General features: G+C 31.2%; 15 protein-coding genes and 1 riboswitch. Of the genes, 7 read left to right on the top strand and 8 right to left on the bottom strand.

What is annotated here, in order from left to right; translation table 11 throughout:
• Positions 1 to 311 precede the first annotated feature (311 nt).
• Together CD116_RS02785 and rnjA are read left to right on the top strand one after the other, a co-directional pair.
• A complete protein-coding gene (locus tag CD116_RS02785) occupies positions 312 to 530 on the top strand; it encodes a DNA-dependent RNA polymerase subunit epsilon (RefSeq protein ID WP_000257888.1) in 219 nt (72 codons plus the stop codon).
• Positions 530 to 2,227 carry a ribonuclease J1 gene (gene rnjA / locus CD116_RS02780; RefSeq protein WP_047424862.1) on the top strand — a complete coding sequence of 566 codons (1,698 nt, stop codon included), beginning with the start codon at positions 530 to 532 and terminating at the stop codon, positions 2,225 to 2,227. The genes CD116_RS02785 and rnjA overlap by 1 nt, the downstream gene beginning before the upstream one ends.
• Positions 2,228 to 2,417: 190 nt before the next feature.
• On the opposite strand, the gene CD116_RS02775 is transcribed toward rnjA, so the two are convergent.
• The 3 genes from CD116_RS02775 to CD116_RS02765 form a co-directional block, all read right to left on the bottom strand.
• Positions 2,418 to 3,080, bottom strand: a complete 663-nt coding sequence (locus CD116_RS02775; protein ID WP_000514292.1) for a potassium channel family protein — start codon at positions 3,078 to 3,080, stop codon at positions 2,418 to 2,420.
• Positions 3,081 to 3,212: 132 nt separating this feature from the next.
• Positions 3,213 to 4,232, bottom strand: coding sequence for a cytochrome d ubiquinol oxidase subunit II (locus tag CD116_RS02770; protein WP_047424860.1), 1,020 nt, complete (start codon positions 4,230 to 4,232; stop codon positions 3,213 to 3,215).
• On the bottom strand, positions 4,229 to 5,590 hold the full coding sequence (locus tag CD116_RS02765; protein ID WP_047550859.1) for a cytochrome ubiquinol oxidase subunit I: 1,362 nt from the start codon (positions 5,588 to 5,590) through the stop codon (positions 4,229 to 4,231). The genes CD116_RS02770 and CD116_RS02765 overlap by 4 nt, the downstream gene beginning before the upstream one ends.
• A 193-nt stretch (positions 5,591 to 5,783) precedes the next feature.
• Here CD116_RS02765 and CD116_RS02760 point away from each other — a divergent pair, with 193 nt between their 5' ends.
• A complete protein-coding gene (locus CD116_RS02760; protein WP_047424856.1) occupies positions 5,784 to 6,017 on the top strand; it encodes a glutaredoxin family protein in 234 nt (77 codons plus the stop codon).
• A gap of 221 nt (positions 6,018 to 6,238) precedes the next feature.
• Here the strand turns inward: CD116_RS02760 and ptsP are convergent, their stop codons facing one another.
• From ptsP to auxA, 5 genes are all read right to left on the bottom strand, one after another.
• Positions 6,239 to 7,957 (bottom strand): phosphoenolpyruvate--protein phosphotransferase, encoded by a 1,719-nt coding sequence (gene ptsP / locus CD116_RS02755; protein WP_047447563.1) that lies wholly within the window; start codon positions 7,955 to 7,957, stop codon positions 6,239 to 6,241.
• Between the two features lie 2 nt (positions 7,958 to 7,959).
• Positions 7,960 to 8,226: a phosphocarrier protein HPr gene (locus tag CD116_RS02750; RefSeq protein ID WP_000437472.1), complete on the bottom strand. Its 267-nt coding sequence runs from the start codon at positions 8,224 to 8,226 to the stop codon at positions 7,960 to 7,962.
• A 153-nt stretch (positions 8,227 to 8,379) separates the two neighbouring features.
• Positions 8,380 to 8,922, bottom strand: a complete 543-nt coding sequence (locus tag CD116_RS02745) for a hypothetical protein (protein WP_047424850.1) — start codon at positions 8,920 to 8,922, stop codon at positions 8,380 to 8,382.
• A 53-nt stretch (positions 8,923 to 8,975) separates the two neighbouring features.
• Positions 8,976 to 10,148, bottom strand: a complete 1,173-nt coding sequence (locus CD116_RS02740) for a class I SAM-dependent rRNA methyltransferase (protein ID WP_047550856.1) — start codon at positions 10,146 to 10,148, stop codon at positions 8,976 to 8,978.
• Between the two features lie 396 nt (positions 10,149 to 10,544).
• Entirely contained in the window at positions 10,545 to 11,840 is a 1,296-nt protein-coding gene (gene auxA / locus CD116_RS02735) for a lipoteichoic acid stability factor AuxA (RefSeq protein ID WP_047424846.1), read from the bottom strand.
• Positions 11,841 to 11,992: 152 nt separating this feature from the next.
• Between auxA and graF the strand changes: the two genes are divergently transcribed.
• The 4 genes from graF (at position 11,993) to CD116_RS02715 (ending at position 15,487) form a co-directional block, all read left to right on the top strand.
• The gene (gene graF / locus CD116_RS02730; protein WP_047424844.1) at positions 11,993 to 12,127 is read left to right on the top strand and encodes a glycopeptide resistance-associated protein GraF; all 135 of its coding nucleotides are present in this window, start codon (positions 11,993 to 11,995) and stop codon (positions 12,125 to 12,127) included.
• 394 nt (positions 12,128 to 12,521) lie between these two features.
• Positions 12,522 to 12,622, top strand: a riboswitch (TPP riboswitch).
• 75 nt (positions 12,623 to 12,697) lie between these two features.
• A complete protein-coding gene (locus tag CD116_RS02725) occupies positions 12,698 to 13,273 on the top strand; it encodes an ECF transporter S component (protein ID WP_047447570.1) in 576 nt (191 codons plus the stop codon).
• 14 nt (positions 13,274 to 13,287) lie between these two features.
• The gene (locus tag CD116_RS02720) at positions 13,288 to 14,688 is read left to right on the top strand and encodes an ABC transporter ATP-binding protein (protein WP_047550853.1); all 1,401 of its coding nucleotides are present in this window, start codon (positions 13,288 to 13,290) and stop codon (positions 14,686 to 14,688) included.
• Positions 14,681 to 15,487 (top strand): energy-coupling factor transporter transmembrane component T family protein, encoded by an 807-nt coding sequence (locus CD116_RS02715; protein ID WP_047550850.1) that lies wholly within the window; start codon positions 14,681 to 14,683, stop codon positions 15,485 to 15,487. The genes CD116_RS02720 and CD116_RS02715 overlap by 8 nt, the downstream gene beginning before the upstream one ends.
• Positions 15,488 to 15,553: the final 66 nt, after the last annotated feature.

Below are 15,553 nucleotides of genomic sequence, written 5' to 3'. Positions count from 1 at the left end.
TGTGTGAATTTATTTTTATAAATCCAACTGTACTTTTATTCAAAATCCTAGCTTTTCAGTGAGATAAACTGCTTTATTTATTATCATTCATCATGTAAAATAAGATTTAACTGAAATTTTAGTGATGTTTCACTAACTTTTTAAAATGAACGACAAGATGACCCTAGTTTCTAATCAATATAATTGTTAAATCAATTTTTAGGTTCATAAAATGATTTGCAATAAAAATGATTTTATCGTAGATACTACATTTCGATTTTTACTAGGATTAACAATAAATTAAACAAACATTCTTAGGAGGAATTTTTAACATGGCAGTATTTAAAGTTTTTTATCAACATAATAGAGATGAAGTAATTGTGCGTGAGAATACACAATCGCTTTATGTTGAAGCTCAAACAGAAGAACAAGTACGTCGTTACTTGAAAGATCGTAATTTTAACATTGAATTTATTACTAAATTAGAGGGCGCACATTTAGATTACGAAAAAGAAAATTCAGAACACTTCAATGTGGAGATTGCTAAATAATGAAACAATTACATCAAAATGAAGTAGGTGTATATGCTCTTGGAGGTCTAGGTGAAATTGGTAAAAATACTTATGCAGTAGAGTATAAAGACGAAATCGTCATTATCGATGCAGGTATTAAATTCCCTGATGATAACTTATTAGGTATTGACTACGTCATTCCTGACTACACTTATCTAGAACAAAACCAAGATAAAATTGTTGGCCTATTTATTACGCATGGTCATGAAGACCATATAGGCGGTGTGCCCTTCCTATTAAAACAACTTAATATACCTATTTACGGCGGTCCATTAGCATTAGGTTTAATCCGAAATAAACTTGAAGAACATCACTTATTACGTACAGCTAAATTACATGAAATAAATGAAGATAGTGTTATCAAATCTAAGCATTTCACAATTTCATTCTATTTAACTACACACAGCATTCCTGAAACGTATGGTGTAATAGTTGATACACCTGAAGGAAAAATTGTCCATACTGGTGACTTTAAATTCGATTTTACTCCAGTTGGTAAACCAGCAAACATTGCAAAAATGGCTCAATTAGGTGAAGAAGGCGTATTATGTTTACTTTCTGACTCTACAAATTCACTTGTACCAGATTTTACTTTAAGTGAACGTGAAGTTGGTCAAAACGTAGATAAGATTTTCCGTAATTGTAAAGGTAGAATTATTTTTGCTACTTTTGCATCTAACATTTATCGTGTTCAGCAAGCTGTTGAAGCAGCAATTAAAAATAACCGTAAAATTGTTACATTCGGTCGTTCAATGGAGAACAATATTAAAATCGGTATGGAACTTGGCTATATAAAAGCACCACCAGAAACATTTATTGAACCAAATAAAATTAATACTGTACCTAAACATGAATTATTAATTTTATGTACCGGTTCTCAAGGCGAACCAATGGCTGCATTATCACGAATTGCTAATGGAACGCATAAACAAATTAAAATTATTCCAGATGATACAGTTGTATTTAGTTCATCACCTATTCCAGGTAATACTAAAAGTATTAATAGAACAATAAATGCGCTATATAAAGCTGGTGCTGATGTTATTCATAGCAAGATTTCTAACATCCATACTTCGGGTCACGGTTCTCAAGGTGATCAACAGTTAATGTTACGTCTGATTAAACCTAAATACTTCTTACCAATTCACGGTGAATATCGTATGTTAAAAGCGCATGGTGAAACTGGTGTAGAATGTGGCGTTGAAGAGGATAATGTCTTTATCTTTGATATTGGCGACGTCTTAGCATTAACACATGATTCCGCTCGTAAGGCCGGACGTATACCATCCGGCAATGTACTAGTTGATGGTAGCGGCATTGGGGATATTGGTAATGTTGTAATTAGAGACCGTAAAATGTTATCAGAAGAAGGTCTTGTGATTGTTGTTGTAAGTATTGATTTTAACACTAATAAATTATTGTCAGGTCCTGATATTATTTCACGAGGATTCGTATATATGAGAGAATCTGGTCAATTAATTTATGATGCACAACGCAAAATTAAAACTGATGTTATTAGTAAGTTAAACCAAAACAAAGATATTCAATGGCATCAAATTAAATCTTCCATTATCGAAACCTTACAACCTTATCTATATGAAAAAACAGCTAGAAAACCTATGATTTTACCAGTTATCATGAAAGTTAACGAACAAAAAGAAACAAAAAATAAATAATATTTATAAAACTACTAACACAATATCTTATGTTATTGAACATATCATGTGTTAGTAGTTTTTTGTTTAAAAAAGGGATTGATGAAAAATCAAAAATTTAACATCAATCCCTTTTATTTGTATCATCATTATTTAATAAAACTTGTTCTAATTGTTTTAAATTTACGTCTTTTATGCTCGTATTTGTTTCTTATCTAGTTGCAATATTCTTTTCGAAACGATTTAAATCATTATCATGACCAATCATAATTAGAATATCACCAATTTCTAAATTAATATTTGGATTTGGTGATATGATAAAATCTTTACCTCGTTTGATAGCAATGATATTAATACCATATTGTGCACGAATATCTAAATCTATAATAGATTGCCCTGCCATCTTTTCAGTAGCTTTCAATTCAACAATAGAATGTTCATCAGCTAATTCAAGGTAGTCTAACACACTAGCACTTGCAACATTGTGTGCTATACGTCTACCCATATCACGTTCAGGATGAACTACCGTATCAGCACCAATTTTATTCAATATTTTTGCATGATAATCATTTTGTGCTTTCGCTGTAACTTTTTTCACACCTAACTCTTTTAAAATCAACGTCGTTAACGTACTTGACTGAATATTTTCACCTATAGCAACAATGACATGATCAAAATTACGAATACCTAAACTCTTCATTACTGCTTCATCAGTTGTATCAGCAACTACTGCATGTGTAGCAATATCACTATATTCATTCACTCTATTTTCATCATAGTCAATAGCCATTACATCCATGTCTAATGCATTCAATTCGCGAACTATACTACCGCCAAATCGGCCAAGTCCAATGACAACATACTCTTTACCCATATTCGCCCTCCATCAAATTATATTCATTAATTCTTTAATAAATTAAAATCCGAACTAATATAAATGAGAACCCCAACGAATTAATCTAATTGCAGGAATGCAAGTAAATGAATGTTGGGGTTACATCACAATTTATGATTTCTTTCCTTCAACATATTCTTTGTCGAAAACAAATAACCTTAATAATAATATTAACGATGGAAGTAATAAAAGTAAACCTAAAATAAAGACAATTACTAATGTCCAACCCATTTCAGGATTTACGTATGCATCTGTAATTTTTACAAACGGATATAGTAAGTATGGCAACTTACTTATACCATAACCAAAGAATGCGAACATCATCTGTAAAATAACAAATACAAAAGCCCAACCATGATGTTTTTTTAAATATGTTAAAAGTGATGCTAAAGCAAAAAATATGAAACTTATAGCAAACATCCACCAATATTCAAAAACTGCTGAGTAAAAATGTTCTGCATTTTGAATTCTTAATGATAAAAATACAAATAAGCAAATAATGATCATAGGTGGTCCTAAAAATATATGCCACTGTCTAGTTAAAAGATATGCTGGCTCATCATTAGCCTTTTTCGCATAATATGTTAAAAATCCTGATGAAATATACAATACTGATATAATTGCCAAGAATACTACAGACCAAGCAAATGGGCTTAATAGTAACTGCACCCAATCTAGATCGATAACATTGTTTCGAACATTAATATAACCACCTTCTGTAATAGTTAAAGCAGTTGATAATGAAGCTGGAATTAATAATCCACTTACCCCATACATGATCATCCATGCTAATTTTGTATCTTGACCATAATTTTCAAAGGCATAAAAACTATTTCTTAATGAAATCATGATTAAAGCAATAGATCCTGGAATTAATAACACTGTACCTAAATATTTAATTGATTCTGGAAAGAATCCAACAAAACCAACAAAAAAGAAAACAAAGAATACATTCGTAACTTCCCATACTGGGTTCAAATAACGTGAAATTAAGTGATTAATTTTCTTTTCATCACCAGTTAACTTTGAATGCAATGCGAAGAAACCTGCCCCAAAATCTATAGAAGCAATAATGATATAGCAAAATAAAAACAACCATAACACTGTTATACCGATAAATGCATAAATCATTTTTCTTTTTCTCCTCCTTGCTTCTTGGCTAGACGATTGACATCTTCATACGCCGGTTTATTTTTAAACATACGTATTAATACGTATGCACATGTATACATTAAAATGATGTACAATATGCCAAATAAAATTGTAACGAAGGTTATTCCGCCTGCTTGTGTTGCTGCTTCTGCTACGCGCATATAACCACGAACAATCCAAGGCTGTCTACCCATCTCTGTTAAGAACCATCCAAATTCTATAGCTAGCATTGAAGCTGGTCCTGTTAGAAGTATCCCATAAAGGAGCCATTTGTGAGTTGAGAATTTTCTCAGCTTTTTAAACATTAACGTTAAAACATAAACACCTGAAATGACAAAACATAAAATTCCCATCGTTACCATTAAATCAAAGAAATAATGGACAATCATAGGCGGATGTAAACTTTTTGGAAAATCATTTAAACCTTGTACTTTTGTTTTAACACTATTATCTGCAAGGAAGCTTAATAATCCTGGCAATTCGATAGCACCTTTGACTTGATGCGTTTTTTCATCTAATACACCAAACAGTAATAATTTAGCATGTGATGAAGTATCGAAATGCCATTCATATGCTGCTAATTTTTCAGGTTGAAATTTATGCAAGAATTTTGCCGATAAATCCCCTGCCAGCATAGACAGTAAAGTTGAAAAAAATCCAACTATCATGGACATTTTTAAAGCTTTTTTATGGTAACCTTTATCTTTTGGCTGACGATTTCGTAATAATTTGAAAGCTGCAATTGATGCAATTACAAATGCCATTGTCATACCAGCTGTTGTAATTACGTGAAAAGAACGCACAATAAATGATGGATTGAACATTGCTTCTAATGGCTGTACATTAACCATTTTCCCGTTTTTCAATTCAAATCCTGCCGGTGTATTCATAAATGAGTTCACTGAAGTGATAAAGAATGCAGAGAATGACCCACCAATGATTACCGGTATACTAATTATGAAATGTGTCCATTTATTTTTAAAACGATCCCATGTATATAAATATATACTTAAGAATATTGCTTCAAAAAAGAATGCAAATGTTTCCATAAATAATGGAAGTGCAATAACGTGTCCACCCATTTCCATAAATGTAGGCCAAATCAATGATAATTGAAGTCCTATAATTGTACCTGTAACAACTCCCACTGCTACAGTAATTGTATAAGCCTTAGCCCATCTTTTGGCCATAGCTATATATTGAAGATCATTTTTGCGAATACCTAAAAATTCTGCAATTGCGAACATTAAAGGCATACCAACACCAATCGTTGCAAAAATGATATGAACTGCTAAAGTCATAGCTGTCAAAAACCGACTGATTTCAACTGTATCCATATAAAAACATCACCTTTTTCTTTTTTTGATGACAACACAATGAACTTAATTATAATTGCTATTACGCGCATATTTGAAACATTATGCGCTATGAAATTGTGTATAATTTATGTCAGTTCACAATGTGTTCACAAATTTGTATTTCACAGTATAATTGTGTATATTAATTTAGAAAAATGAAGGAGCGTTTCATATGACAAATATTATCATTTATACACAAAACGATTGTCCACCTTGTACTTTTTTAAAAAATTATTTAACTGAACATCAAGTGACTTTTAAAGAAAAGAACATCAATAATAATAAGTATCGAATTGAGATGATGGATTATGATGCATTTTCAACACCATTTATTTTATTAAATGGCAAACCGATGTATCATGTCGATTTAGAAGAAATAAATAGTGTGTTAAATATTCAAAATTAAAGCTTCTATTTTTAACTTAATATTGTTTATTCAAGATCTAAATCCGCTTCAATAGAAAATCCCCCTCGTTCTCAAACAACAGGAATTACTCAGTCTGAATCAACATTAACTATTCAAGTCTAATTAAAGAATATAATAAAACAAAAAATCCGAAGTTTTCATAATTAAGTATGAAAGCTTCGGATTTAATTTTGACTCTACCTTACATTAGATAGCATTGATTATTTTACGTAATTGTTAACTAATTCAATCACTTCTTCTTGCGTTGCACAGTCCACTGCACGGTTTGCAAGTTCAGTCATTTCATTTTTACTTAAACCATTGATTTGTCTTCTAGCTTTAAGAATAGATGTTGCACTCATTGAGAACTCGTCTAACCCTAAACCTAATAGCAATGGAATAGCTGTTTCATCGCCAGCCATTTCACCACACATACCAGTCCATTTACCTTCTTTATGTGACGCTTCAATAACTTGTTTAACTAAACGTAAAATTGAAGGGTTATATGGTTGGTATAAATAAGATACACGCTCTGACATACGGTCTGCAGCAAGTGTATATTGAATTAAATCATTTGTACCAATGCTGAAGAAATCAACTTCTTTAGCAAAAACATCAGCTAAGGCTGCCGTTGCTGGTATTTCTACCATGATTCCTAATTCTATATCATCTGAAACATCATGACCTTCGTTTTTAAGGTTTTCTTTTTCTTCTAATAATATAGCTTTAGCTTCTCTAAATTCATTGATTGTTGCCACCATTGGGAACATGATATTTAATTTACCATATACTGATGCACGTAATAATGCTCGTAGTTGAGGTCTGAAAATATCTTGTTGCGCAAGACAAAGACGAATTGCTCTATAACCCAAGAATGGATTCATCTCTTCTGGTAAGTTTAAGTAAGAAAGCTCTTTATCTCCACCGATATCTAAAGTACGAACAACAACACGTTTTCCGTCCATTGCTTCTAATACTTCTTTATAAGCTTCGAATTGTTCTTCTTCTGTTGGCATTTGGTCACGACCCATATATAAGAACTCTGTTCTATATAAGCCAATACCTTGTGCACCATTTTCAATAACACCTGGTAAATCATTAGGTGTACCAATGTTTGCTGCAAGTTCAGCATGAACGCCGTCAACTGTAACAGTATCAGCATCACGTAGTTTTTGTAACTCTTTTTTGTCAGCAAAATAACGTTCACGTTTATCTTGATAAGCGATTAACTCATCTTCAGTTGGATTAATAATAACATCTCCGTTTAATCCATCAACGATAATCATGTCGCCTTGTTTAACTTCTTGTGTAATTGATTTTGTACCAACAATTGCTGGAATTTCTAAAGAACGACTCATAATTGCAGAGTGACTTGTTCTTCCACCAATGTTTGTAGCAAAACCTTGTACAAATTCTTTATTTAATTGAGCAGTATCAGAAGGTGTTAAATCATTCCCTACAATAACAACACTTTCATCAATCATGCTTGGATTTGGTAATTCAACACCTAATATGTGTGATAATACACGTTTAGAAACGTCGCGAATATCTGCTGCACGTTCTTTCATATATTCATTATCCATTGATTCAAAAATAGTAACAAATTGTGTTGTTACATCTGTTAATGCTGTTGCAGCATTAGTATTTTCATTTTTAATCTTATCTTGAATTGGTTGAATTAATTCAGGGTCATCTAAAACTAATAAATGTGCATCAAAGATTGCAGCTTTATCAGCACCTAGTTGAACCTCTGCATTATTTCTAATTTTAGTTAACTCAACTTTAGAAGCTTCGATAGCGCTATTGAACTTTGCAACTTCTCCTTCAACATCAGTGACTTTTTCATTTTTGTCGAATGTTAAGTCTGGCTCAACTAATAAGTAAGCTTTAGCAATTGCAACACCATCAGATGCAGCAATACCTTTAATTAATTTAGACATGATTATTTAGTCAATCCTTCTTTTGATAAGACGTCACTGATTGCTTGAATGGCGTCAGATTCATCACTACCGTCAGCATAAATTGTAATTTCAGCATCTTTACCAACACCAAGGCTCATAACACCCATGATTGATTTTAAGTTAACTTTTTTACCATTATACTCTAATTGAATATCTGAATCGAATTTTGAAGCTGTTTGTACTAACATTGTTGCTGGTCTAGCGTGAATACCAGTCTCGTCGATGATTACATATGAATTTTGTTCCATAATTACATTTCTCCTTCGTATAGTTAGAATCTTCAATATTATTACAATACTAACTTAGTTTTATACCTTAACTTTACCAAAACCATGCTTTAAATTCAATTCGTTTAAAACCGGTTTCAGTAAAATTTGCAAATTGCAAAACTATTATAGCACCTACATCACATTTTTAATAACATTTTCGCATTTTTGTATGTGATCTTTTCCAATTTTATTCATAAAGTAGTAACTTATTGATGCTGAAACAGCTTGTCCCACAATTGGAAACCATTTTGTTTGTTTAGCTGCTGTACGTTTCGCAACATCTCTTATCACTATTTTTAAAAATGCACTTGAAATTCTCTTTCCAATAAATTGACTTCCTTGAATTGCTGCCGCAGACATAATTCGTTCTTTGACATCATCACCAAGACTATTAACTTGTTTATGATCTAAACCGTAAATTTTGTTCACATCTTCGATAATGTCTTTCATAAGTTTTAAATCCACACCAAAGTCAAGTCCCGGAATTGGCACAACACTCATTGTAGAAGACATTAAAGACTTTCTTTTTACAATAGCTTCAGCACGTTGACGTCTTTCCCTTAACTCTTGTATTGTTGTTGGCATGGCGCCCTTTTCATTCACATTTTCTATTTTAAAAACTGAATTACCAATTTTATTAGTCAAATTTGATGTTAAATTATTTTTAAATCCCATAGTATTATCACCCTTCTTTTTTTCAATAAAATACTATACCCCTTTTACAATATTTAATGTCTAATATTTACAAAAACTGCTTTTAAATATTTTGATGGTTTATAGTGTGGATGTGTTTTAAAATCTTTTGGTAATCCCATTACCTCAGCTAATTCGAATTCCACACCACTTTCATCTAATGTCTTTTTAATGGTATTTTTAAATTGTTTCAAAGGATATACGCTTGCATTTGTACAAAGTAATAATGTCCCTTCAGAAGATAAAATATTTAATGCGCCTTTAATTAATTGGTCGTAATCTTTTTGCACTGAAAATGTACGCTTTTTACTACGTGCAAAGCTAGGTGGATCAATTACAATTGTGTCATAGCTATGTCCATGACGTGCTGCGTATTTAAAGAAATCAAAAGTGTCCATCACATAAATATATTGAGATTTAGGATCAATAGCATTTAAGCCAAAATTTTCTTCAGTTAAACTTCGAGAGCGGTTTGCCAAATCTACACTTGTAGTCGATGTTGCTTCACTAGCTGCAATTACTGAAAAAGCACCAGTATAACTAAATAAATTTAGTACATGTCGTTCTGAAGCATATTGATCTCTTAATTTTTTACGTACTTCTTTTTGATCTAAAAAGATACCCGTCATTAGTCCATCTTCAAGATCTACATTATAGAACGTAAAGTTTTCTTCAATAATAATTGGAAAGTCGGGTGCATCACCTTCAACAAATCCACCACTATATTCACTATCTTTAAATCTCACTTTTTCATAAATAGATTTATAATCAAATACTTTTCTAATTGCTTCAAGGATTACATATTTAAATTTATAAATACCTTTGGAATACCATTGAATTAATAGATGTCCATCATAATTATCAATGGTTAATCCACCTACACCATCACCTTCAGCATTAAATAATCTAAAAGCATTCGTACCATCGATATTAAAGTAATATTGACGCTCTACAATTGCGTCATTAAATAGTTTAGTGAAAAATGCAATGTTAATTTCTTGAGACTTATCATGTGAAAGAACCCAACCTAATCCTTTGTGTTGGCGTCCGACATAAGCAGTTGCAACATATTGAGATTTATCTGTAACAATTTGAAAAATGTCCCCTTCTTTCAAGTGGTCATGTGAATATATATCCTCTTCATCTACCAATGGATACCCATTGAAATATTTTGTTTCTTTACCTTTATTCAAAGTTGCTAACTTCATCTGTCAACTTCCTTTCTATGTTTCGTTGTAGTTTTTCATATTTATAAACCATTTAATGTTACTGAACTTCATTGTCTTTAATCATTACACTTAATATTGATTTTAACAAATTAATAATTTGAATGATATACAGGTAAAAAACTATTATGCTCATATTGCATATAATTTAAATTTTATAATCCTTAATTTCAAGTAATTTCAGTTTAGGCACTTGAAAACCTTTTATAAGAAGCAAAATGTATCATTACCATTTTAAACTTACGCCTTTTCAATTAATAAAAAAGCACTATCTATAAAATTCATTGAAATGTAACGAATTTAGTTAGTTTTATTTCTAACTAATAGCGTACACATCAAAATGATTAATAGATAGTACTTTTAAATTCATGTCATTATTTATGGTCGTTCTCGTAATTGTAAAGAATAAGAAATAATAATTGCTAATAACATTAAAAGTAATGTTGGTGTAATGAAAACCGAAAGAAGTAATCCATGAATCATTATATTAATAAATTCAGTTAACAACTTGAAGAACAATATACTTCCCATAAACAGTTGTAAATAATAAAACTTACCTTTCAAATGGAATGTTAATGTTGTAGCGATATAAGCAATGATGATAAATAACAAAATTAATAAAGTAACCCATTCGATGACATATTGTGTTTGAGATAACTTCCAATCACCAGACACAAATAGTGCATTACGGTTATTAAATTCTAAAAATGTGAATAAGAAAATAACAGCACCGCAAAATAGTTCAACATACATAGGTTTTACCCATTTTGGTTTTCTCATCCAATTAGGAATATCATCTTCCTGAATATCAATAATATCATTAACTTTCGCTTTGAATTTATCTCTTTTAGCTCTAATTTTATCTAAATCGACACTTCTTCTTGTCTTACGTGCATATTCTGTAGTCTTATCTTGGAGTTGTTTCAAGTGAATTTTAGTTTGATTCGTAACATTTCCTTTACTCGTTCTTGATAATTCTGGCTCTTCTTCTCCTAATTCTTGTTTCGTTAAAGGTAAAGCACGACGCAAGAATAAGAAATTCCAAATAGCCATTTGACCAAGTAACCACATAATAATAAAGAAAGCATTGACACTTAGTATATCAATTGATTCTATCTCGTTAGCATCAATTCTGCCATATAATGAAATTTGTGTAATTAAATAACTTATACCATAACTTATGATAATCCACATGTAATGATTTTTAACATTTTCTTGATTCAATTCATCTTTATAAACGATATAACCAATATGAATCGTAAATGGTATTATAAAAATCACAGCAAAGAAACCATATACTTGCGTCATTAATATAAGTGTAATAATAAAGTACATGATACCGATAACTAAGAAAAAGATAGAAATATCATAGTCATACTTAATTGTTCTATACAATGTATGACCAATCAACATAACTAAAATACCGAATATAATAATCACAATTGCACTAACTATAGGGAAATTACCTATAAATCGACTCATTACTTTTATAATTTCACTGAAAAATGCATTCAGAAATTCCCACACGTTATGAACATGTGTATCAACTTTTTTGCCACCTGTTAATTGTTTAATTAATGGCAAGTTGATTAAAATAATGAGACCAGTGAAGAGTGAAACGATACCGATTAAATAGCTAAAAATAATTTCGGCGTGTTTCCTAAGAAAAGACATTATGTTCACCTCAAAATCATTATATATTAATCTAATGTTGTTGTCTTTATATAAATGAATAAATAGTGCTATAGACTTAGAAAAGTTTATAAAAAGCATAACTGGGTAAAAACCATATGTAAATCATTATCCAACTTTGGGAGGAATTAATCATGACTAATGAAGATAAAAACAAAAAAGCTGCAGAAAAAGCTAAAGAAGTAGAAGAAAAATTAAAAGATAAAAAAGAAGAAAAAACAGACGACATTAATCAAACAAAACAAGATATTCAAGATACACTAAGTTAAAGTTTAAAGAGGTTGAGACATAAAGTTTTTTTGCTCTGGGAAACCGATTAACGGCGTCCCAAAAGCAGGATTTTCGGCAGAAACTCTCACGGTTCGACAAAATTTGGAAAACAATTTTGCTCATCGTTCGGTTCTGCTCAAATCCTAAACGCTTTTGTCCCGACCTCTTTTATGCATGCGCTACACAGGTATACCTTTCCTTTCCCTTACAACTCTTAATTGTTAGGAGATTTTATGCAAATGTTTTCACCATTCATTTCTTTTCTCACATTATAATTTAATTTACTGACAAAAATAATATTATTATTTTTAAAATAAATTTGACTAAATTCAACCCAACAGAGGTATTGACATTATATTGCAAACCCCTTACAGTATAGTTAATTAAATAAATCGCACACACTAGGGGTGTTTTATACTGAGATGAGGCTTGCCCTCAAACCCTTCGAACCTGATCTAGTTTGAACTAGCGTAGGAAAGTGTTACTATACATATGCTTTAATGATATATATTGTGAACGCACAACTTTCCTATGGATGGTTGTGCGTTTTTTATTAGGAGGATGTAAAAATGTCAAAAGGTTTAAAGCTATCTGAAATTCTAGTAACCGTGCTTATTTCAGTAGTATTCGCAGTTATTTACAATTTATGGTGGTTTGTATACAATGGCGTACAAGCTACAGGACTTCACCTCGAGCAACTCACAAACGGTGTTTGGTTTATGGCAGCAATTGTCTGTTATTTAATCATTCCTAAACCCGGTATTGCACTCTTAGCTGAATTTGCTGCTGGTGCAGGCGAAACAATCATTATGGGTCGTTTTGATATACCAACTATCGTTTACGCATTTATACAAGGTTTAGCTTGTGAACTTGTCTTTGCAATTTTTAAATATCAATCTCGTTCAGTTATGGTAGCCATGTTAGCAGGATTTTGTACTGCAATTGCAGCTTTCCCTATTGATTATTACTATGGCTACTTAAATGAAGTTGCAGGTTGGAATTTAACTTTATTCATTGTATTTAGACTAATTAGTGGTGCAGTTGTCGCGGGTGTCTTCTCTTATCTTTTAGTAAAAGCATTAGATAAGACGGGTGTTACAAGATTATTCAGACCTGCTTCTAAAGAAGACTACGACAACTTATAAAAGGAGCATGCAAAGTGTTAAAGGTTAGTGATTTACGACTAAAATATCCGAATGGTCAGCGAAAGATTTTCAATCATCTAAACATCACCATTCAGGATAAAGAAAAAGTACTTTTATTAGGACCTTCTGGATGTGGTAAAAGCACCCTTCTCAATGTATTGAGTGGTATCGTTCCTAATTTAATCGAACTACCTATGAAATATGATGAATTAATTATCGATTCATTAAGTGGAGTTATTTTCCAAGATCCAGATAGTCAATTTTGTATGCCAAAAGTGTACGAAGAACTTGCTTTTGTTTTAGAAAATAGACAAGTACCACGTCAAGATATGGACCAGTTAATTATCGAAGCTTTAAATATGGTTAACTTGAATGTTACATCTGCAACATATGTTAAAGATTTAAGCGGTGGAATGAAGCAAAAGCTTGCAATTGTAGAAACCATTCTCCAGCAATCAAAAACATTATTTTTAGATGAACCGACTGCAATGTTAGACGTCCAAGCAACAAAAGACTTATGGTCCAAGTTAATTGAATTATGGGAAAATCAAACAGTTGTCATAGTTGAACATAAAGTGAATCATATATGGCAACATGTCGATCGCGTAATTCTAATGGATTATGCCGGTAATATTATTGCTGATGCAAACCCTGATACAATACTGAATAAATACGATAGTTTATTAACTGAGTATGGTGTCTGGCATCCTAAAGCTTGGGAATATGCACCAAAACGTGTCGCCTTCCCAGCATCAAAAGAAAATTTATTACACTTTAATGAAGGACGTGTCATTCGAGGCAAATCTACATTATTTACTTTTTCAGATTTAAAAATAGATAAAGGTGAATGGATTACGATTACAGGAGCAAATGGTAGTGGGAAAACCACATTACTCGAATCAATTATGCAATTGATTAAGTATCAAGGTAGTGTACATTTTCAAAATCAACGTTTAACTAAAATTAAACATGCTGCCAAAAATATGTATCTTGTTTACCAGAATCCTGAATTACAGTTCATTACAAATTCAGTTTATGAGGAAATTAATATTCACTTTAATCATCTATCTAAAAATGAAAGTAATAATGAAACGATGCATCTTTTAAAATTATTGAATTTAGAAGATGTCAAAGATCAGCATCCATTTGAATTATCTATCGGACAAAAGCGACGTCTGAGTGTTGCTACAGCATTAAGTTCAAAAGCAGATATCATTTTTTTAGATGAGCCCACATTTGGACTAGATAGTCATAATACATTCGAATTGATCAAACTTTTCCAACAACGAATTCAAACAGGTCAAAGTATAGTGATGGTGACACATGATGATGAAATAATTGCCCGCTATCCATCAAAAAGACTTAAAATTTCGGATGGTAAATTGATAGATTGTGATGGTGATATTAATGTATGAACAATGGAAAATAAGACATTCATTCGTGGATGATGTCAATATTATAACGAAGCTTTTTCTAGGCATCTTACTATTTTTCTTCATTATATTTGTGCATAATTTTGATTTTATGCTTTATACCACCATCTTATTATTAGTATTTTTACTTCTATTTAATGGTACTCAGTTTAAAATCACAGCAATATTTATAGCCATTAGTGTTGGTTTTGCATTACTATCTTCACTTTTCATGATTTTATATGGCAATGGGAGCCATACCATATTGAAATTTGGTTTTATCCATATTACGACAGAAAGTTTAATACGTGGTTTACATGTCTCATTAAGAACAATCGCTATGTCTTTCTTCGGAATATTAATTGCATTAACATCACAAGTAGTAATGATTTTTTACAGCTTAATGCAACATTTAAAAGTTAAATCGAAAGTTGCATACGCATTTATGGCTGCCATAAGAATGTTACCTTTAATGATAAGTTCTTTAATACAATTACGCAGATCCTTAAAAATGCGCTATCAAATGATAGATGCATCAAACTATAGAGGACTTAATAGGTTTAAACATTTAATCATACCTTTGTTAAGCCAAAACATTAGAAAGGCACATCAATTATCAGTAGCAATGGAGTCGAAAGGATTTAAAGATGGTCCTCGAACTTATTATTATAAAGTATCTTTCTCATATAAAGACATTGTCTTTATCATAGTTTTAATTGCCATTATTATATTGGCATATTATTGTTCAATGACATTTCCTATTACAGGTATTGACGATGTTCGTCTAGGTCGTGTCGGTTAAATTTTATCCATAATTGTATAGATATAAAGTTAGAAATTCATTTGTATAGAAAAGAAAACCATTTAT

The organism is Staphylococcus schweitzeri (assembly GCF_002902405.1).
GTDB classification, from domain to species: domain Bacteria; phylum Bacillota; class Bacilli; order Staphylococcales; family Staphylococcaceae; genus Staphylococcus; species Staphylococcus schweitzeri.
This window is presented reverse-complemented; position numbering and strand designations above follow the sequence as displayed.

Excerpts from the sequence above, each read along its gene's own strand:
- CD116_RS02785 (WP_000257888.1), top strand. The coding sequence starts at position 312 with ATGGCAGTATTTAAAGTTTTTTATCAACATAATAGAGATGAAGTAATT.
- rnjA (WP_047424862.1), top strand. The coding sequence starts at position 530 with ATGAAACAATTACATCAAAATGAAGTAGGTGTATATGCTCTTGGAGGT.
- CD116_RS02775 (WP_000514292.1), bottom strand. The coding sequence starts at position 3,080 with ATGGGTAAAGAGTATGTTGTCATTGGACTTGGCCGATTTGGCGGTAGT.
- CD116_RS02770 (WP_047424860.1), bottom strand. The coding sequence starts at position 4,232 with ATGATTTATGCATTTATCGGTATAACAGTGTTATGGTTGTTTTTATTT.
- CD116_RS02765 (WP_047550859.1), bottom strand. The coding sequence starts at position 5,590 with ATGGATACAGTTGAAATCAGTCGGTTTTTGACAGCTATGACTTTAGCA.
- CD116_RS02760 (WP_047424856.1), top strand. The coding sequence starts at position 5,784 with ATGACAAATATTATCATTTATACACAAAACGATTGTCCACCTTGTACT.
- ptsP (WP_047447563.1), bottom strand. The coding sequence starts at position 7,957 with ATGTCTAAATTAATTAAAGGTATTGCTGCATCTGATGGTGTTGCAATT.
- CD116_RS02750 (WP_000437472.1), bottom strand. The coding sequence starts at position 8,226 with ATGGAACAAAATTCATATGTAATCATCGACGAGACTGGTATTCACGCT.
- CD116_RS02745 (WP_047424850.1), bottom strand. The coding sequence starts at position 8,922 with ATGGGATTTAAAAATAATTTAACATCAAATTTGACTAATAAAATTGGT.
- CD116_RS02740 (WP_047550856.1), bottom strand. The coding sequence starts at position 10,148 with ATGAAGTTAGCAACTTTGAATAAAGGTAAAGAAACAAAATATTTCAAT.
- auxA (WP_047424846.1), bottom strand. The coding sequence starts at position 11,840 with ATGTCTTTTCTTAGGAAACACGCCGAAATTATTTTTAGCTATTTAATC.
- graF (WP_047424844.1), top strand. The coding sequence starts at position 11,993 with ATGACTAATGAAGATAAAAACAAAAAAGCTGCAGAAAAAGCTAAAGAA.
- CD116_RS02725 (WP_047447570.1), top strand. The coding sequence starts at position 12,698 with ATGTCAAAAGGTTTAAAGCTATCTGAAATTCTAGTAACCGTGCTTATT.
- CD116_RS02715 (WP_047550850.1), top strand. The coding sequence starts at position 14,681 with ATGTATGAACAATGGAAAATAAGACATTCATTCGTGGATGATGTCAAT.